The sequence below is a fragment of the Nonomuraea sp. NPDC046570 genome (assembly GCF_040645915.1).
Classification (GTDB): Bacteria; Actinomycetota; Actinomycetes; order Streptosporangiales; family Streptosporangiaceae; genus Nonomuraea.
In genome coordinates this window covers 493898-512207 of the sequence record NZ_JBEYZF010000001.1, presented here as the reverse complement: position 1 = coordinate 512207, position 18310 = coordinate 493898, and the positions used below count along the sequence as shown (strand labels likewise).

The window sequence follows — 18310 nt, the reverse complement described above, 5'->3', positions numbered from 1 at the left end:
ACCATGTTCGAGCTGCGCCGGTTCTCGCGGTCCCGGCTGACCAGGGCGGCGGTCGCCGCCGTGGTGGTGCTGCCGTTGCTGTACGCGGGGCTGTACCTGTGGTCGTTCTGGGACCCGCAGGGGCACCTCGACCGCATCCCGGTCGCCCTGGTCATGCAGGACGAGCCCGCCACCGCCGACGGCAGGACCCTGCACGCGGGCCGGGACCTGGCCGAGGAGCTCCGGGAGCGGAAGATCTTCGACTGGCGGGAGGCGACGGCGCGGGAGGCGGCCGACGGGGTGCGCGACGGCGGCTACTACCTGTCGCTGACCATCCCGGCCGACTTCAGCGCCCGGCTGTCCTCCCCGTCCAAGGACGGCACGCCGTCACCCGCCGAGCTGGGCGTGCGGGTCGACACCGGGCGGTCGTACATCATGGGCACGATCTCCGACGCCGTCTTCGAGGAGGTGCGGACGGCGGCCGCGCGGACCGCGACGCACGACTACTTCGACAACGTCTTCCTGTCCATCGGCGACATCCACGACAAGACCGGCGAGGCCGCCGAGGGCGCGGGCGAGCTGCACGAGGGCGCGAACAAGGCGGGCAAGGGCGCCGACCGGCTGGCCGGCGGGCTCGGCAGCGCGCAGGACGGGGCCCGCGAACTCACCGTGGGGCTGAACAGCGCCAACAGCGCCACCGGCAAGCTGGCCTCGGGCGCTGAGCGGCTCAACTCGGCGTTGCGCAAGGCCGAGGCCGGAGTGGGTGAGCTGCGCAAGGGGCTGGACAAGCTGCACGAGGGGGCGGGGACGCTCGCCGACGGCACCCGGCAGGCCTACGACAAGGTGCACGCCAACACCGGCAAGGTGAACACGGCGGCCGACGAGTACGTTCCGGTGCTGAACGAGTGGGGGCCCAAGGTGGCCGACGCCGCCGACGTGGTGGCGAACGCGGCCGACCGGCTCGGCGACGGGCTCGGCGGGCTGTCCGGGGAGATCAGCCAGGGGGCCGAGCGGACTCAGGAGGAGGCGCGAGCCGTACAGGCCTATCTGGACGGGCACCCGGACGCCGACCCCGAGTTGCGCGGGTTGCTGCGTGGGACCGTCACGGCCGCGCAGGGGGTCGCCGGGGATGCCGACAGGCTGGAGGAGCGGGTGTCCGGGCGCGAGCAGGCCATCGCCGACCTGCGGCGGGACGCCCAGGAGCTGGCGCGCGGAGCTCGCAAGGTCGCCGAGGTCGCGCCCGGCCTGGGGACGAAGGTGGACGCGCTGCGCGAGCAGTACGTCCAGCTCGACGAGGGCCTGGCGAAGCTGGCCGAGGGCGCGGCGACGCTCGACGGCGGCATCGGCAAGGCCGCGACCTCTACCGGGACGCTCTCCTCGGGCGTCGCGAAGATCAGCAAGGGGTCCGCCGAGCTCAGCGACGGACTCGGGAAACTGGGCGGCGGCCTGGTCCGGCTGGGCGACGGGGCCGCGCGGCTCGACAGCGGCGTCGGCAGGTTGCAGGACGGCGCGGGCGAGCTGTCCACCGGCCTCGGCAAGCTCGACGACGGCTCGAAGGCACTCGCCGACGGACTCGCCGACGGCGCCGCGGAGATCCCCTCGTACGGCACGGCCGAACGCGAGGGCCGCGCCGACATGATGAGCGACCCGGTACGCCTGGCCACCACGGTCGACAACGAGGTGCCCAACTACGGCACCGGCTTCGCGCCGTTCTTCGTCCCGCTGGCCCTCTGGGTGGGCGCCATGATCGCGTACATGGTGCTGCGCCCCCTCAACCCGCGCCTGCTGGCCGGAACTGCGAGCGCCGTACGGGTGGCCCTGTCCGGCTGGCTGCCCGCCTTCGCGCTCGGCGCGGCCCAGGTCGGCGTGCTGCTCGCCGTGCTGCGGTACGCCCTCGGCCTGGAGGTCGCCCATCCGGCGGGCATGGCCGCCTTCCTGCTGCTGACGGCGGCGGCGTTCCTGGCCCTGGTGCAGGCGATCAACGCCCTGCTCGGGCCGCCGGGCAGGGTGGCGGCGCTGGCGCTGCTGATGCTGCAGCTCACCTCGGCGGCGGGGACCTACCCGATCGAGACCTCGCCCGGCTTCTTCCAGACGATCTCGCCGTGGCTGCCGATGAGCTGGGTGGTCTCGGCGCTGCGCAGGCTGATCAGTGGCGGCGACCTGACCGTGGTGTGGCAGGCTTGCGGGGTGCTCACCGTGTTCCTGCTGCTCGGCCTCGCCCTGACCGTGCTCGCGGTCGGCAGGGGCCGTACCTGGTCGATCAGCCGCCTGCACCCGGAGCTGTCCCTGTGAGCCGGGCCGAGACGCGGCAGAAGGTGTTCGCCGCGGCGATCGACCTGATCGCCGAGCAGGGCTACTCAGCGACGACCGTGGACGCGATCGCCGAGCGGGCCGGGGTGGCCAAGGGCACCGTGTTCTACAACTTCGGCAGCAAGGAGGCGCTGTTCTCGGCGCTGCTGGAGCACCGGATCGGCTACCTGGCCCAGGCCCTGCGAGACAGCGCGGTCGGCGCGACCGCGCTCGACGCGCTGGACGCGGTGGTGCTCGGCCAGCTGCGCTTCTTCGAGGAGTACGGCGCGCTCGCCCGGGTTCTGCTGGCCGAGATGTGGCGGACCGCCTGGCAGGAGGCGATCGTCCAGCTTCGCGAGCAGGCGCTCGGCGTCTACGCGGATGTGCTGCGCCGGGCCGTCGCCGAGGGGCAGATCCGGGAGGACCTGGACATCGACACGGCGGCGACGGCGGTGTTCGGCATGGTGCTGACGGTGGCGATCGAGCGGCAGGCCCTCTACCCCGACCGTCCCGTCTCGGAGGTGCACGCGACGCTGGCCGATCTGCTGCACGGCCGGATCAGCCGGTAGCGGTTTTCTGTCGGTGGCGGCTGGCAGAGTGCGCTCGCATGGTCACCTATTCGCCGAGATGGGGCGCGGGCGGCTCCCGCGTCGAGCCGCCCAACGTCGCCGGAGAGCGCGAGACGCTGCTCGCCTTCCTCGACTGGCACCGGGACACCTTCGAGCTGAAGTGCGCCGGGCTCGCGCCGGAGCGGCTGTCCGAGCGGGCGGTGCCGCCCTCCACGATGTCGCTGCACGGGCTGCTACGGCATCTGTCGGGGGTGGAGCGGTGGTGGTTCCGCATCCAGTTCGCCGGCGAGGACGTGCCCATGCTCTACTACACCGACGACGACCCCGACCAGGACTTCGACTCGCTCGACGGTGACGTGGGCGAGGCGTTCGCGGTATGGCGGGACGAGGTCGAGCGCGCCAGGCGGATCGTGGCCGCGGCGGCGTCCCTGGAGGAGACGGGGACGGTCCGCTCGACGGGTGAGCCGATCTCGCTGCGCAACGTGCTGGTGAAGCTGATCGCCGAGTACGCGCGGCACAACGGCCACGCCGACCTGCTGCGCGAGCGCCTCGACGGCGCGACCGGCATGTAGGTCAGCGGGAGCCGGTGAGCTCCCGCACGGGCAGGTCGTAGACGCGGCGGACGCTGCTGCCGCCGCGGCTCACCACGTCGGCGCCGTAGACGTGGATCGAGACGCCGACCTCGCCGCTGGTGTTGCGCACCTTGTGGATGTCGCCGGGCGGGGCGAACCCGCTGACCTCGCCCGGCCGGTTGTCGGCGCGCCCGATCTCGACCAGGTGGGTGCCCATGTCGCGGTAGAGGGTCTCGTGCTCGTTGCCGCTGAGCACCCCGAACACGCACCAGGCCACGTGGTCGTGGACGACGGTCTCGCTGCCCGGCTGCCACACGACCGCGACCACGGAGAACTCCTCCTGGGCGTGCAGCGGCTTCGACACGTACTGCCCCGGCGCGCCCTGGAGCTCCTCCGGGGTGAGGATGCCGATGTCCGGCAGGTTGCCGCGCAGGAAGTCGGCGGCGGCGAAGGCGGTCTCCCGCGCTCCGAGCCCGCGCCCCACGACCTCGCGCACACCCGCCACGATGCCCTCAAGTCCTGGTCTCATACCTTCCACGGTCCCCCATACCGACCAATAGGTCCAACTGAGCTTTCCTTCCATATCAATAGATATGGTTAATGAATGCTCGATGTCGTACGGCTCCGCGTCCTGCTGGCCGTCTCCCGCACCGGCTCGCTCACCGCCGCCGCCAAGGCGCTGCACTACTCCCAGCCCTCCGTCAGCCACCACCTGGCCCGGCTGGAGGCGGAGACCGGCGCCAAGCTCATCCAGCGGGCGGGCCGGGGCATCCGGCTCACCGAGGCGGGCCGCCTGCTCGCCGAACGCGCCTCGGAGATCATCGCCCGCCTGGACGCGGCCTCCGAGGAACTCGCCGCCCACGTCGGCCTGCACGCGGGCCGGGTACGGCTGGCCGCCTTCCCCTCCGCGCTCGGCACCTTCGTGCCCCAGGCCGCGGCCGAACTCGCCCGCGCCCACCCCGGCCTCCAACTGAACCTCACCGAGACCGAGCCGCCCGAGGCGCTGCGCCTGCTGCGCGCCGGGCGGGTGGACGTCGCGGTGATCTTCCGCTACGACGACACGGCCCCCGAGGACACCGGCATCCGCATGATTCCCCTCCTCGAGGACCCCAGCTACCTGGTCGCCCCACCCGGCTCGGACGCGGCACCGGTGGTGGACCTCGGGGGGTACGCCGACGCGGTGTGGATCGCCGGATGCGACCGCTGCCGCAGCCACCTGCTCGACATGTGCGCCAGGGCCGGATACGAGCCCCGCATCTCGTTCACCAGCGACGACATCGTGGCCGTCCAGGCGCTGGTGGCGGCCGGGATGGGGCTGACGGTCCTGCCGGGCCTGGCGCTGCGCGCCCACCGCCACCCGTCGGTCGAGGTCGCCGAGATCCCCGGCTCCACCCGACACGTCTACGCCGCCGTCTACGGCGATCCCCCCGACCAGCCCGCGACCACCGCCCTCCTGCACGCCCTCCGAAAACCCCTTGGGTAGCGAGCGGCGAATCCCTACGATGACGGCATGCCTGACTTGACGACCATCGCCCTGTTCTGTGTGGCCACCATGGCGCTGCTCCTGGTGCCGGGACCCGCCGTGGTCTACATCGTGACCAGGAGCGTGGCGCAGGGCCGGTCGGCCGGGTTCGTGTCGGTGCTCGGCATCCACGCGGGGTCGATCGTGCACGTGCTGGCCGCCGCGCTGGGGATCAGCGCGCTGCTGGCGGCGTCGGCCACGGCGTTCACGGTGGTCAAGTACCTCGGGGTGGCCTATCTGGTCTATCTCGGCCTGCGGAAGCTGCTCACCCGCGGCGGCGACGACGGGGAGCCCGCCAAGGCCGAGGAGCACTCGCGGACCAGGCTGTTCTGGGAGGGGTTCGTGGTCAGCGTGCTCAACCCGAAGACCGCGATCTTCTTCCTGGCCTTCCTGCCGCAGTTCGTGGACCCGGCGGCGGGGCCGGTGGCCGCGCAGATCGCGGTGCTCGGCGTGCTGTGGATCATGCTGGGCATCGCCTCCGACGGCGCCTACGCGTTGCTCGCCTCGGTGCTCGCCGGTCGGCTGCGCAACTCGGCCCGCGCCCGGCGCCGGCTCGACGTCGGCAGCGGCCTCGTCTACCTCGGGTTGGGCGCCTTCGTCGCGCTGAACGGCGAGCCCGCCAAGACCTGAGGCCCTCAGGTGACCTGCTCCCGCGCCCACCGGTAGTCGGCCTTGCCCGCGGGTGAGCGGACCACCTCCGCCACGAACGCGTACGTCCGGGGCACCTTGTAGCTGGACAGCACCTCCCGGCAGTGCGCGTCGAGCTCCCGCGTCGTCACGCTCACCCCCTGCCGCGCCTCCACGACCGCCGCCACCCGGTACCCCCACCGCTCGTCGGGCACCCCGGTGACCACCGCGTCGAACACGGCCGGATGCCCCTTCAGCACCGCCTCCACCTCCTCGGGGAAGACCTTCTCCCCGCCCGTGTTGATGCACTGCGAGCCGCGCCCGAACACGTTGATCGTGCCGTCGGTGTCCACGGTGGCCAGGTCGCCGGTGAGCAGCCAGCGGGTGCCGGCCTCGTCGGTGACGAACGTGGCGTCGGTCTTGGCCTGGTCCTTGTAGTAGCCGAAGGCGATCCGCCCGGCCTTGGCCACGGTGCCCATCTGCCCCGACCCGGGCGCGACGGGCCGCAGCCGCTCGTCGAGCACGACGAGCCGCGCGGTGGCGTTCGGCTGGTAGCGCAGTCCCGTCTCGGGCGAGGACCCGGCCACTCCGGAGGCGGTGTACCCGGACTCGGTGGAGCCGAAGTTGTCCAGGATCATCACGCTGGGCAGCAGTTCCTGCAGGCGGTCGCGGACCGCGCCGGTCAGGATCGCGCCGGTCGAGGAGATCACGAACAGCGACGACAGGTCGTAGGTCCCGGCGGCCAGCTCGTCGGCCAGCGGGCGGGCCATGGCGTCGCCGGTGATGTTGATCGTGAGGACCTTCTCGCGCTCGACGGTCCGCCACACCTCGGCGGCGTCGAACTTGCGCACGTAGACCATGGCCGCGCCCATCCACCAGGTGATGAACGTGGCCATCTGCGCGGCGCCGTGCATCAGCGGCGCCACCGCCATCATGATCAGCGGACTGGCCTTGGCCGCCTCGTCGACGACCTCCTGCGGGGTGGCGCGCGGCTCGCCGTACGGGTTGCCGCCCCCGAAGGCCATGAACAGGTCCTCGGTGTGCCACATCACGCCCTTGGGCAGGCCGGTGGTGCCGCCGGTGTAGATGATGTAGACGTCCTGCCCCGACCGCTCAGCGAAGCCGCGCGTCGCCGGTTGGCGGGCGAGGGCCTCCCGGTACGGCACCGCCCCCGCCACCGCCGTGGGCCCGCCGACGGCGACGAGATGCCGCAGACCGGGCGCCCGCGGGGCGACGGCGGCCACCCGGGCGTCGAACTCCACGTCGTAGATCAGCGCCACGATGTCGGAGTCGGTGTAGAGGTGAAGCAGCTCGGCCTCGACATAGCGGTAGTTGACGTTGACCGGCACCGCCCGGATCTTGAGCGCGGCCAGCAGCCCGGCGATGTACTCGACGCCGTTGTAGAGGTGGATCCCGACGTGGTCGCCCTGCCGTACGCCCTGGGACTGGAGGTGGTGGGCGAGGCGGTTGGCGTGGGCGTCGAGTTCGGCGTAGGTGAGGCGCTCGTCGCCGCAGACGACGGCGATCCGGTCGCCGATCGTGTCCGCCAGGGCTTCGAAGAGGTCGGCGTGGTTGAACTCCATCGGGGGCTCCCCCTTATGGCTTGTCGCTTCCGACGATCCACATGGCGAAGAACTGGGCGCCTCCGCCGTACGCGTGGCCGAGTGCCAGCCGCGCCCCGTCCACCTGGTGCTCCCCCGCCATCCCCCGGACCTGCAGCGCCGCCTCGGCGAACCTGATCAGCCCGGAGGCGCCGATCGGGTTGCTGGACAGCACCCCGCCGGAGGCGTTCCACGGGATGTCGCCGTCCAGCGCGGTCGCCCCCGACTCGGTCAGCTTCCAGCCCTCGCCCTCGGCGGCGAAGCCGAGGTTCTCCAGCCACATGGGCTCGTACCAGGAGAAGGGCACGTACACCTCGGCCACGTCGAGGTCGCGGCGTGGGTCGGCGACGCCCGCCTGGCGGTAGACGTCGGCCGCGCAGTCCTTGCCGCCCTGCGGGTTCACGGTGTCGCGCCCGGCCCGGAAGATCGGCTCGGAGCGCATCGCGGCGCCGTGCACCCAGGCGGGCGTCCCGGTGGCCGCCTCCTCCGACGACAGCACGATCGCGCACGCGCCGTCGGAGGACGGGCAGGTCTCCAGGTAGCGGATCGGCTCCCAGAGCATGGGCGTGGACTCGACCATCTCCCGGCTGATGCCGGGGATCCGCAGGTGCGCGTACGGGTTGCGGAGCGCGTTGCGGCGGTCCTTGACCGCGACGAGGGTGCCGATGTGGTCCGGCGCGCCGGAGCGGCGCATGTACTCGCGGATGTGCGGCGCGAAGTAGCCGCCCGCGCCCACCACCAGCGACGCGCTGAACGGCAGATGCGTGGAGAGCGCCCAGGTGGCGTTGGACTCCGACTGCTTCTCGAAGGCCGCCACCAACACCCGCTCGTGCACGCCGCCCTGGATGAGCGACGCCCCGACCAGCGCGGTCGAGCCGCCCACACTGCCCGCGGTGTGCACGCGCGTCATCGGCTTGCCCGCCGCGCCCAGCGCGTCCGCGAGATACGCCTCCGGCATCATCACGCCCTCGAACAGGTCGGGCGCCTTCCCGATGACCACGGCGTCGATGTCCTTGAACGTCAGCCCCGCGTCCTCCAGGGCGCGCACCGCCGCCTCGCGCACCAGCCCCGCCAGCGAGACGTCCCCGCGCTTGGTCGTGTACCGCGTCTGCCCGACCCCGACGACCGCGCACCGCCTGCCCATCACGCCTCCAGAACGGTCACGAGGTTGTGCTGCAGGCACGGCCCGCTCGCGGCGTGCCCGACGGTACGGCTCGCGCCCCCGCCCATGACGTGCCGCGCGGCCTCGCCGATCCGGATGAGCCCCGTCGCCATGACGGGATTGGCGGCCAGCGGCCCGCCCGAAGGATTGATCACCGTGTCGTCCGGCAGCTCCAGCGCCTCGCGCAGGATGAGCTCCTCGTGGCTGAACTGCGCGTGCAGCTCGGCCACGTCGACATGACCCCTGCCGACCCCCGCCGCGCGTGCGGCGTCGGCGGCGGAGGCCGACCGGGCAAGATTACGCATACCCAGGTAATGAGAATCTATGCGGTGGGCGATGCCCCTGATGTAGGCGGGACGGGAGCACACCCGCCCGGCCAGGTCCCCGGCGGCCAGCACGACCGCCGCCGCCCCGTCGGTGATCGGCGGTTCGTCCCCCTCCAACGGCAGGTCGAGCGCATAGGGATTGGCCCGCCCGTCGGTACGGCTGCGCCGCACGATGCCGTCGAGCTCCTCGCGGGAGGCGCCCAGCGCGGCGGCCTGGAGGGCCGCGTAGGAGAGCTGGTCGAGCCCCAAGGGGGCCAGGTAGTAGGGGTCGAGCTGGAGGGTCATGATCGTGCGCAGGTCGCCGAGGGAGGACTTGCCGAAGCCGTAGACGAGGGCGGAGTCGATGTCGCCGTGCTGGAGCCGTACCCAGGCCTCGTAGAGGGCCCAGGCGGCGTCCATCTCGACGTGGCTCTCGGAGATGGGCGGCCAGGCGCCGAGCGCGTCGAGGGCGGAGACGAACGAGAACGGCGCGCCGGCCAGGTAGTCGCAGGAGCCCGAGCAGGTGAAGCCGAAGTCCCGCAGGCCGGTCCGCTCGCGTACCTCGGCGATGACCGGGTGGATCAGCTCGGTCTCGTCCAGGCCGGTGTCGTGGCCGGTGTGCCTGGTCTGGGCGAACGCGACGACCGCCACCTCGCGCATCACAGCTCCACGTCCGGCTCGCCGGTGGGGGCGAACCACCGCACGCTGGCCATCGACAGGGTGCGTTCGGCGTCGGGGACCCATACGGCGCGGACTCGCATGCCCTGCCGTACCTCGTCCGCGGGGATGCCGCCGACCAGGGCGATCATCGGGAGGTCGGCGCCGTCGAGCAGGATGTACGCCGACACGAACGGGACCTCGGGGGCGCGCGGGTCGGGCAGGTTGTTGATCGCGAAGGTGGTGACCGTGCCGGTGTCCGGCAGCTCGACCTCCTCGGTGATCACCTCCCCGCAGCCGGGGCAGGAGGTGCGGTACGGCACGTACACCTGGTCGCAGGTGGCGCAGCGGCAGCCGAGGAAGCGGCCGTCGCGGACGCCTTCGAGGAAGCGGGTCAGCGACGGGCTCGCCCGCAGCCGGTAGACGGTCCGGATCGGTGAGACGATCCTCGTCACCTCGGGGGCGAAATACGCCAGGTCGGTGATGTGACCGACGCGTTCGTGCCGCCAGACCGGCCTGACCCGGGTGCCAGGTGGAAGCGCCTTGGGGTGGCCCGAGTCCACAGCGTGCACGAGGGCGGTGTCGGCGCCGTCGAGCTCGATCAGCGCCCAGGCGAAGGGCCGGTCCAGGGGATGGTCGGGGCGGGGCTCGGCCACCCAGGCCGCGGCGGTCACCGTACCGGCCGGGCCGACCTCGACGTACTCCCCGGTGACAGGTTCGCCGTCGCCCGGGTCGTACTCCAGCGGCGGCACCAGCACCCGCCCCTCGGCGGTGCGCACGCCGACGATCCGGCCGTCGCGCAACTCGGTGAGAAATCTGCCGATCACCGGGCCGGTGGTGCGGGTGTACCCGCCGGGGAACTCCAGGACGTGCGCGGCGGTCAGCGGGTCAGATGGCACGGTCGCGCCCCTCCCAGTACGGCGCCCGCAGCTTGCGTTTGAGCAGCTTGCCGTTGGGCTCCCTGGGCATCTCGGCGATGAAGTCGATGGACTTGGGCCATTTCATCCGCGACAGCCGCCCTTCCAGCGAGGCGAGGATCTCGGCGGCCAGCTCAGGACCCGGCTCGACGCCTTCGGCGGGCTCGACGACGGCCTTGATCTGCTCGCCCCACTCCTCGTCGGGGATGCCGAAGACGGCCACGTCGGCGACCTTCGGGTGGACGGTGATCTCGTTCTCGATCTCGGCCGGGTAGATGTTCGCCCCGCCCGAGATGATCAGGTCGGCCTTGCGGTCGCAGAGGAACAGGAAGCCGTCCTCGTCGAGGTAGCCGATGTCGCCCACGGTGAAGTGGTCCTTCAACCGGCCCGCCTGGGTCTTCGCCGGGTCGCCCTTGTACTCGAAGGAGACGCCCATCATCTTCATGTAGATCGTGCCCGGGGTGCCGGTCGGCACCGGCTCGCCCGCGTCGTCGACGATCAGCAGCTCGCTGATCGGCCAGGCCGAGCCGACCGTGCCGGGATGCTTCTTCCAGCCCTCGGGCGTGGCCAGCGTGCCGCCGCCCTCGGTGGCGGCGTAGTACTCGTAGACGCAGTCGCCCCACCACTCCAGCATCGCCTGCTTCACCGGGACCGGGCAGGGCGCGGCGGCGTGGATCATCCATCTCAGCGAGGACAGGTCGTAGGCCGCGCGGGTCTCCTCCGGCAGCGCGAGCAGCCGCTTGAAGTGCGTCGGCACCAGGTGCGAGCTGGTGATCCGGTACCGCTCGCACAGGCGCAGCGTCTCCTCGGCCTCCCACCGGTCCATGTAGACCAGCGTGTGGCCCATGTGCAGGGCGGTGCCGCCGAACTGGCTGACGGCGGTGTGGTAGCTGGGCGAGGTGACCAGGTGGGCGTTGGGCTGGCCGGGGGTGATGCCGAACAGGCCGAGCAGGAACGTCATCAGCTCGGCGGCGTCGTCGGGGTCGAGCCCGCTGAGCGGACGCCGTACACCCTTGGGCCGGCCGGTGGTGCCGGAGGTGTAGTGCATGGTGGCTCCGGCCGTACGGCCTGGCGGGGTTTCGGTGGGGCGGCCTTCGGTGAGGTCGGCGGCCGGGCGGAAGCCCGGGACGTCGCCGAGGGCGAAACGGCGCTCCGGCGCGATCGCCTCGGCGCCGCGCGCTCCTTCGGCGGCGTAGCGCTCGTGCACGAAGAAGGCCCCGGCCTCGCTGTCGGCCACGATGTACTCGATCTCGGGGCCGGTCAGGTGCCAGTTGATCGGCGTGTAGTACCACCCGGCCTGCAGCGCGGCCAGGTAGAGGACGAGGCCGTCGGCGCCGTTGGGCACCAGGCCGCAGAACCCGTCCCCCGGCTGGAGGCCGAGGTCGCGCAGGCCGTGCACGAGCCGGTTGGCGCGGGCGAGCAGGTCGCCCGCGCGGTGCTCGGTGCCGTCGGGATCCACTGCGGCGATCCAGCCGGGGTCCGCCTGTGCCAGCCGCCAGAAGCCGAGCGCGCCCATCGGAACTCCTCATCCGCTCCCGAACGAGAACATGTTCTCGTTCGTGGCCGCAGACTAACCCGGAGTCTTCCGCCTAGCAAGCGCTTGGCCTTCAGGCAGGTACATGGCAAGGGCAGGAAGCGGGTATCGGGCGGCGGGAGTTAAGATCGCGCCAACAAGCGCTTGGTTCTAGGTTGGAGGGCGTTCCATGGAACTGTTGCCGATCAGCACCCCGCACTGCCGGATCGAGCGTGACGGGCAGGTGGTGATCGTCACCATGGACCGTCCGGAGGCGCGCAACGCGCTCTCCTCGGACATGCTGGTCGGTCTGGCCTCCGCGTGGGCCTACGTCTCGGCGGAGCCCGGAGTCCGGGTGGCCATCCTCACCGGGGCGAACGGCACGTTCTGCGCGGGGGCCGACCTCAAGGCCATGGGCGCCCCCTCGGCCGACCCCGAGGTCCAGGCCCGCGCCGCCGCCATCCCGGACTTCCACTGGAAGGGACTGCTGCGCGACACCGCCGCCCTGCCCGCCAAGCCGATCGTCTGCGCGGTGGAGGGGTACGCGGTGGCCGGGGGTACCGAGCTGCTGGTCGGCACCGACCTGCGGGTGGTCGCCGAGTCGGCCACCCTCGGCCTGTTCGAGGCGAAGCGGGCGCTGTTCCCGATGGGCGGCAGCGCGGTGCGGCTGCCGCGCCAGATCCCGTACTGCCACGCGATGGATCTGCTGCTCACCGGGCGGGCGGTGAGCGCGGCGGAGGCGTTGTCGATGGGGCTGGTGAACCGGGTCGTGCCGGACGGGCGGGCGCTGGCCGTGGCCAGGGAGATCGCCGATGACGTGGCGGCGTCGGGGCCTCTGGCCGTACAGGCGATTCTGCGGGTCTATCGGGACACGGTCGGGCTGGGTGAGGCGGAGGCGTTGAAGGTCTCCGACGAGCTGGGGTGGCCGGTGATCGGCTCGCAGGACGCCCGCGAGGGCGCGCGGGCGTTCAAGGAGAAGCGCCCGGCGGTCTACGAAGGGCGCTAGGCGGAGGTGATGTGGCCGAGGCGTTCGATGGCCTCGATGTACTCCTCCACCATCTCGAAGACCACGTCTCTGGCCGGTTTCACCTGGTTCATGGTGCCGATGATCTGCCCGGCGGGGAAGGTGGCCAGTTCGGCGGCGTCCGAGCGGCCGATCCGGCGCAGCGCGTCGGAGACGAGCATGAACTGCAGCGGCATCGGCAGCGTGCCCGGCGACTCCATCGCCTCCCAGGCGTCGGTCCACTCGTTCTTCAGCAGCCTGGCGGGCTTGCCCGTCCAGCTTCTCGACCTGACCGTGTCCCGGGAGGTCGCCTCCAGGATGCGTTTCCTGGCCATCGCCGGCGTGTCGGCCTCCTCGACGGTGAGCCAGATCGATCCGGTCCACACGCCCTCCGCGCCGAGCGCCATCCCGGCCGCCATCTGCCTGCCGCCGCCGATGCCGCCCGCGGCCAGGACGGGCACGTCCACGGCGTCGGCCACCTGCGGGATCAGCACCATCGTGGAGATCTCGCCGGTGTGCCCGCCCGCCTCGGTGCCCTGCGCGACCACGACGTCGACGCCCACCTCGACCTGCTTGACCGCGTGGCGGGGCGTGGAGGCCAGCGCGGCGACCTGGACGCCGTGGGCGTGCGCGAGCTCCACCACGTCGGCGGGCGGCGGCCCGAGCGCGTTGGCCAGCAGCGCGATCGGGTGCCGCAGCGCCACCTCGACCTGCGGCCGGGCGGTGGCGTCGGTCCAGCCGAGCAGGACCCGGCCCGGGTCGGACTCGTCGGACAGCGGGGGTACGCCGTGCCGGGCGAGCAGGTCCTCGACGAACCGCCGGTGGCCGTCGGGGATCATCCCCTGGAGGCGGCCGACGAGCTCCTCGGCGGGGAAGTCCGCCCCTTCGTAGGAGGCGGGCATGACCACGTCGACGCCGTAGGGGCGGCCGTCGACGTGGTCGTCGATCCACGCGAGCTCCACTTCGAGCTCTTCGGGGGTGAAGTAGAGCGCGCCGAGCACTCCCATGCCGCCGGCGCGGCTGACCGCGGCGACGACGTCCCGGCAGTGGGAGAAGGCGAAGATCGGGAACTCGATGCCGAACAGATCCGTCACACGTGTCCGCATGGCCCCGACCCTACGACCAAACTGCAACGCGTTCTAGTGGGTGCTACTTTCCGGGCTCCGGGTCCCTGGGCAGGCCCAGCATGCGCTCGGCGATGATGTTGAGCTGGACCTCGGTGGTGCCGCCGTAGATGGTCATCGCCCTGGTCGCCAGCACCGCCCTGTTCCAGTAGCCGGGGTCGCCGAGCTTCATGTCGGCGGCGGCCACCGCCGAGGCGCCCAGCAGGTTCACCGCGGCCTCGGAGACGTGCTGGGCGTGCGAGGTCGACAGCAGTTTCCGCACCGACGCGTCGCCGCCCGGCTCGGTGCCCGCGAGCTGCTTGAGCGTCACCCGCAGCGACAGCGCGTTGATCGAGTGGCCCTCGCAGACCACCCCGGCCAGCTCCTGCCGCTCGGCCGGGGTGAGCTCCCGGCCGAGCCGCCCGGCCAGGCCCAGCAGGTCGGGCACCGACGAACCGGTCCCGCCCGAGCCCGACGACAGCGAGACGCGCTCGTTGGACAGCGTGTTGCGGGCCACCTTCCAGCCCTGGCCCACCTCGCCGACCACCAACTCGTCCGGGATGAACACGTCGTCCAGGAAGACCTCGTTGAACAGGTTCTCGCCGGTCATCTCGGTCAGCGGCCTGACGGTGACGCCCTGGCTCTTCATGTCGACGAGGAAGTAGGTGATGCCGTCGTGCTTGGAGCCCTCGGAGGAGTTGCGCGCGATGCAGATGCCCCACTCGGCGACGTGCGCGACGGAGGTCCAGATCTTCTGGCCGTTGAGCCGCCAGCCGCCCTCGGCCTTCTCCGCCTTCATCTGCACGTTGGCCAGGTCGGATCCGGCGCCGGGCTCGGAGAAGAGCTGGCACCACATCATCTCGCCGCTGAGCGTCCTGGGCAGGAAGCGGTCCTGCTGCTCCCGCGTGCCGTACGTGGCGACGGACGGCACCACCCAGGCACCGATGATCATCTGCGGCAGCTTGACCTTGGCGGCCTTGAGCTCCTGCTGGATGAGCACCTGCTCCAGCGGCGAGGCGTCGCGGCCCCACGGCCGGGGCAGGTGGGCCATCACGAAACCGCCGTCGGCCAGCGCGCGCTTCTGCTCCTGGCCCTCCAGCTCGGCGATCGCGGCGATCTCGGCGCGCAGCGAGGCGCGCAGGTCCTCGGCGTCGGCGGGCAGGTCGATCTCCATCACCCGGCTGACGCCCTTCAGCGCCAGCTCGGCTACGGAGGCGGACCACTCGGCGCTCGGCCCGAGGAGCGCGCGCAGGGTGAGCGCGCGGCGGAAGTACAGGTGGGCGTCGTGCTCGAAGGTGTAGCCGATGCCGCCGAAGGTCTGGATGGCGTCCTTGGCGCACTGGACGGCCGCGTCGGGCGCCATCACCCCGGCGATGGCCGCGGCGTACTCCAGCTCCGCGCCCGTGGCCCGGGTCGCGTCCCACACGGTGGCGCGCGCCTGGTCCAGCGCGACCAGCATGCGCGACAGCTTGTGCTTGATGCCCTGGAACTGCCCGATCGGGCGGCCGAACTGCACGCGCACCTTCGCGTAGTCGGCGGCGGCGCGCACGCACCACGCCGCGAGGCCGGCGGCCTCGGCGCCGAGCAGGATGGCCGCCAGGTTGCGGACGCCGGTCCTCTCGACCCCGTCCAGCCCCCGCTCCGCCGGTACGGCCACGGCCTCCAGCGTCACCTTCCCCACCCCGCGCGTCAGGTCGAGCGACGGCAGCGAGGTCACGCCGGCCGAGGAGGCGTCGAGCGCGACCCACTCCTCGCCCTCGGAGGTGCTCACCGGCAGCACGAGCACGTCGGCGAGGGCGGCGCCCAGCACCGGCTCGGCCGTACCCGAGACGACCAGCACGCCGTCGTCGCCGCGAACGCCGGTGAGGGCCGCGGTCAGGGCGACGGCGCCGGTCAGGCCGCCGTCGGCGAGGCCGGGCAGCAGCTCGGTGCGCGCCTTGCCGCCGGAGGCGAGGATGACCGCGGAGGCCAGCACGGTCGGCACGAACGGCCCCGGCGCGACCCGCTCGGCCAGCGCCTCGACGGCCACCGCGGTCTCCAGCAGGCCGTAGCCCGAGCCGCCGAACTCCTCGGGCACGTGCAGGCCGAGCAGTCCCTGCTCGGCGAGACCGGCCCAGAAGGCCGGGCGCTGCTCGGTCTCGGCGGCGAGGGCCGCCCGGACCACCTCGGCGGGGATGTTGCGCTCGGCCCATCCCGACACCGACTCGCGCAGCGCCTCGTGCTCCTCGCTCAAACCGATCGCCATAGTCCATCCTCCAGCGGCTCAGGGGTACAGAACCATATTCTAGAAGATGGTTCCAGCGCGAGGCTATACGGGACGCACGCCCTTGACCAATGTGTTGATGTCGCGCCAATGGGACTTGCCGCTCTCCGGGATGCTGGCCAGCAGCATCGCGGGCTTGGTCCGGCCGATCTCGATCACCACGGCGAGCGCCTGCGAGGTCTGCGGCTTGCCTCCCACCGTGTACCGGACCTGGTAGCCGAGCATCCAGCCCTTGCCGACCGGCATCTTCTGCGAGCCGGTCCAGGTGATCGTGCTGCCCGCCGGGTGCTGGGTGCGCAGCGACCAGCGGACCGCGGAGACCGCGATGTCGCGGTAGCCGTCCGACGTCTTCGGCTTCTCCGCGGGCGCGTCGCCGGGCAGCATCGCCGAGACCACCATGGTGTGCGGGATCGCCACCTTGCCGATCCGCTGGGCGATGGAGAACGGCGGGAACGACTTGGCCTTCCACGGCTTGCCGAGGCGCGGATAGCTGATCGTCGTGCGCTTGTCGAGGATCCGGCCGGAGACCTTGCTGGCCTTGCCCGGCAGCGTCTTGAAGGCCATCCGCTCCGGCACGGGCGGCAGCGCGATCGGGGTCGGGGTGGGCGTGGGGGCGGGCGTGGGCGTCGGCCCCGCGGACGGGGTGACGCTCGGCACCGGCACCAGCTTGCGGCCCGGCTCCACCTCGCCGGCCGGGCCGTCCGGCTGGTCGCCGGAGAACATCACGAAGACCAGCACGACCGCCAGCACGGTCACCACCACCGCCCCGACGAGATAGGCGAGCTTGATCGGCACATCGCCGATACCGGTGACCAGCCGGGCGATCAGGCCGCGTCTGGGCGGTGCCGGCGGCGGGCGGAACGGTCCAGCGGACTGAGGCCGGGGCACCCTGATCGTCTGTTCGCCAGGAGGCACCTCCACGCGCTGGAACGGGGTCGTGGGGGCATCCTGGGTGGGCTTGTAGGGCTCCGGCCCATGATTGTGGTCGCCGAGGTCCGCCATGGTGATGAGGTTACGACACTCTGAATGCCGTTATTTCCCCACTTCCACGAATAGAACATCGTTCTATAGGTCTCGCGGGAGTATGCGCGCCCACGGGCCGGCTCAGCCGATGGAACATGCGCGAGGAGTATCCTCCACACTGATTGGGGAAGCACCCCATATGAGGACCATTGTCGCAGGTCTTGGCCTTGCCGGGCTGCTCGTCACCGGTTGCACGCAGAGCGCTCCCACGATCGCCACGGAGACCGCCTCGGCGCCCGGGACGACCTCGGCCGCGTCTCCCGGGGGGACGAGCGAGCTGGAGGCGGCCTACGAGAAGACCATCACCCAGGTGCTGCCCTCGATCGTGCAGATCACCACCAGGACGGGGCTCGGCTCGGGGGTGGTCTTCGACACGGCCGGGCACATCGTGACCAACGCGCACGTGGTCGGCCAGGCGACCGAACTGCTGGTCACCCTGGCCTCGGGCGGCAAGCCGCGCAGCGCCAAGCTGGTCGACTCGTTCCCCGCGGGCGACCTGGCGGTCATCAAGGTCGACGACCCCAGCGGCCTGACCCCGGCGAAGTTCGGCGACTCGACCAAGCTGCGGGTCGGCCAGATCGTGCTGGCCATGGGCAACCCGCTCGGCCTGTCGGGCAGCGTCACCGACGGCATCGTCTCGGCACTCGGCCGTACGGTCACCGAGCCGCAGGGCCAGGGGTCGCCGGGTGCGACGATCGCCAACGCGATCCAGACCTCGGCGGCGATCAACCCGGGCAACAGCGGCGGCGCGCTGGTCAACCTGGCGGGCGAAGTGATCGGCATCCCGACGCTCGCCGCCGCCGATCCCGAACTCGGCGGCGCCCCCGCGCCCGGCATCGGCTTCGCGATCCCCAGCAGCGCCGCCACCGACATCGCCGGCCAGATCGTGAAAAACGGCAAGGTCACCAACACCCACCGGGCGGCGCTGGGCGTCAACGTGCAGACGGTGGTCGGCGCGAACGGCCGGCCCGCGGGGGTCGGAGTCGTCCGGGTCATCCCGGGCGGCGGCGCGGCTCAGGCGGGCATCCAGCCGGGCGACGTGATCGTCTCGGTGAACGGCACCGAGACGCCCACGACGGCCGCGCTGTCGGAGGTACTGGCCACGCTCAACCCCGGCGACCAGGTCAAGGTCGAGGTGAGCCACCCGGGCGGCGGCACGGACACGGTCACCGTGACACTGAGCGAGCTGGGCGCGGAGTGAGGGA

16 protein-coding genes are annotated in these 18310 nt (G+C 72.0%); 7 read left to right on the top strand and 9 right to left on the bottom strand.

The genetic code is table 11. The features are described from left to right. The first annotated feature begins 3 nt into the window (after positions 1 to 3). Genes ABZ911_RS02375 through ABZ911_RS02365 form a run of 3 tightly spaced genes read left to right on the top strand, consistent with a single transcriptional unit; the run spans position 4 to position 3409 of the window. Positions 4 to 2271 (top strand): YhgE/Pip domain-containing protein, encoded by a 2268-nt coding sequence (locus tag ABZ911_RS02375; protein WP_358051436.1) that lies wholly within the window; start codon positions 4 to 6, stop codon positions 2269 to 2271. Continuing rightward, complete coding sequence (locus ABZ911_RS02370; protein WP_358050746.1) at positions 2268 to 2837, top strand: TetR/AcrR family transcriptional regulator; 570 nt, start codon at positions 2268 to 2270, stop codon at positions 2835 to 2837. Before ABZ911_RS02375 ends, ABZ911_RS02370 begins: the two co-directional genes overlap by 4 nt. A 38-nt stretch (positions 2838 to 2875) precedes the next feature. Beyond that, entirely contained in the window at positions 2876 to 3409 is a 534-nt protein-coding gene (locus ABZ911_RS02365; RefSeq protein WP_358050744.1) for a DinB family protein, read from the top strand. Between the two features lies 1 nt (position 3410). Here the strand turns inward: ABZ911_RS02365 and ABZ911_RS02360 are convergent, their stop codons facing one another. Further along, complete coding sequence (locus tag ABZ911_RS02360) at positions 3411 to 3938, bottom strand: cysteine dioxygenase family protein (RefSeq protein ID WP_358050741.1); 528 nt, start codon at positions 3936 to 3938, stop codon at positions 3411 to 3413. Between the two features lie 75 nt (positions 3939 to 4013). On the opposite strand from ABZ911_RS02360, the gene ABZ911_RS02355 reads away from it, so the two are divergent. Together ABZ911_RS02355 and ABZ911_RS02350 are read left to right on the top strand one after the other, a co-directional pair. Then, positions 4014 to 4892 (top strand): LysR family transcriptional regulator, encoded by an 879-nt coding sequence (locus ABZ911_RS02355; protein WP_358050739.1) that lies wholly within the window; start codon positions 4014 to 4016, stop codon positions 4890 to 4892. Between the two features lie 27 nt (positions 4893 to 4919). Continuing rightward, positions 4920 to 5561 (top strand): LysE family translocator, encoded by a 642-nt coding sequence (locus tag ABZ911_RS02350; RefSeq protein WP_358050736.1) that lies wholly within the window; start codon positions 4920 to 4922, stop codon positions 5559 to 5561. Positions 5562 to 5566: 5 nt separating this feature from the next. On the opposite strand, the gene ABZ911_RS02345 is transcribed toward ABZ911_RS02350, so the two are convergent. From ABZ911_RS02345 to ABZ911_RS02325, 5 genes are read right to left on the bottom strand one after another with little or no spacing between them, the layout of a single operon-like run. Then, positions 5567 to 7141: an acyl-CoA synthetase gene (locus ABZ911_RS02345; protein ID WP_358050733.1), complete on the bottom strand. Its 1575-nt coding sequence runs from the start codon at positions 7139 to 7141 to the stop codon at positions 5567 to 5569. A 13-nt stretch (positions 7142 to 7154) separates the two neighbouring features. Beyond that, a complete protein-coding gene (locus ABZ911_RS02340) occupies positions 7155 to 8303 on the bottom strand; it encodes a thiolase domain-containing protein (protein WP_358050731.1) in 1149 nt (382 codons plus the stop codon). Further along, a complete protein-coding gene (locus ABZ911_RS02335) occupies positions 8303 to 9286 on the bottom strand; it encodes a lipid-transfer protein (RefSeq protein ID WP_358050728.1) in 984 nt (327 codons plus the stop codon). The genes ABZ911_RS02340 and ABZ911_RS02335 overlap by 1 nt, the downstream gene beginning before the upstream one ends. Then, positions 9286 to 10182 carry an OB-fold domain-containing protein gene (locus ABZ911_RS02330; RefSeq protein WP_358050725.1) on the bottom strand — a complete coding sequence of 299 codons (897 nt, stop codon included), beginning with the start codon at positions 10180 to 10182 and terminating at the stop codon, positions 9286 to 9288. Before ABZ911_RS02330 ends, ABZ911_RS02335 begins: the two co-directional genes overlap by 1 nt. Further along, positions 10172 to 11716 carry an acyl-CoA synthetase gene (locus tag ABZ911_RS02325; protein WP_358050722.1) on the bottom strand — a complete coding sequence of 515 codons (1545 nt, stop codon included), beginning with the start codon at positions 11714 to 11716 and terminating at the stop codon, positions 10172 to 10174. The genes ABZ911_RS02330 and ABZ911_RS02325 overlap by 11 nt, the downstream gene beginning before the upstream one ends. A gap of 187 nt (positions 11717 to 11903) precedes the next feature. Between ABZ911_RS02325 and ABZ911_RS02320 the strand changes: the two genes are divergently transcribed. After that, complete coding sequence (locus ABZ911_RS02320; RefSeq protein WP_358050719.1) at positions 11904 to 12719, top strand: crotonase/enoyl-CoA hydratase family protein; 816 nt, start codon at positions 11904 to 11906, stop codon at positions 12717 to 12719. On the opposite strand, the gene ABZ911_RS02315 is transcribed toward ABZ911_RS02320, so the two are convergent. The 3 genes from ABZ911_RS02315 to ABZ911_RS02305 form a co-directional block, all read right to left on the bottom strand. After that, complete coding sequence (locus ABZ911_RS02315) at positions 12716 to 13822, bottom strand: nitronate monooxygenase family protein (protein ID WP_358050716.1); 1107 nt, start codon at positions 13820 to 13822, stop codon at positions 12716 to 12718. The two genes, ABZ911_RS02320 and ABZ911_RS02315, sit on opposite strands and share 4 nt — an antisense overlap. A 43-nt stretch (positions 13823 to 13865) precedes the next feature. Beyond that, positions 13866 to 16064 (bottom strand): acyl-CoA dehydrogenase, encoded by a 2199-nt coding sequence (locus ABZ911_RS02310; protein WP_358050713.1) that lies wholly within the window; start codon positions 16062 to 16064, stop codon positions 13866 to 13868. A gap of 63 nt (positions 16065 to 16127) precedes the next feature. Continuing rightward, positions 16128 to 17084, bottom strand: a complete 957-nt coding sequence (locus ABZ911_RS02305; RefSeq protein WP_358050710.1) for a hypothetical protein — start codon at positions 17082 to 17084, stop codon at positions 16128 to 16130. A 160-nt stretch (positions 17085 to 17244) separates the two neighbouring features. Between ABZ911_RS02305 and ABZ911_RS02300 the strand changes: the two genes are divergently transcribed. Next, positions 17245 to 18306, top strand: coding sequence for a trypsin-like peptidase domain-containing protein (locus ABZ911_RS02300; RefSeq protein ID WP_358050706.1), 1062 nt, complete (start codon positions 17245 to 17247; stop codon positions 18304 to 18306). Positions 18307 to 18310: the final 4 nt, after the last annotated feature.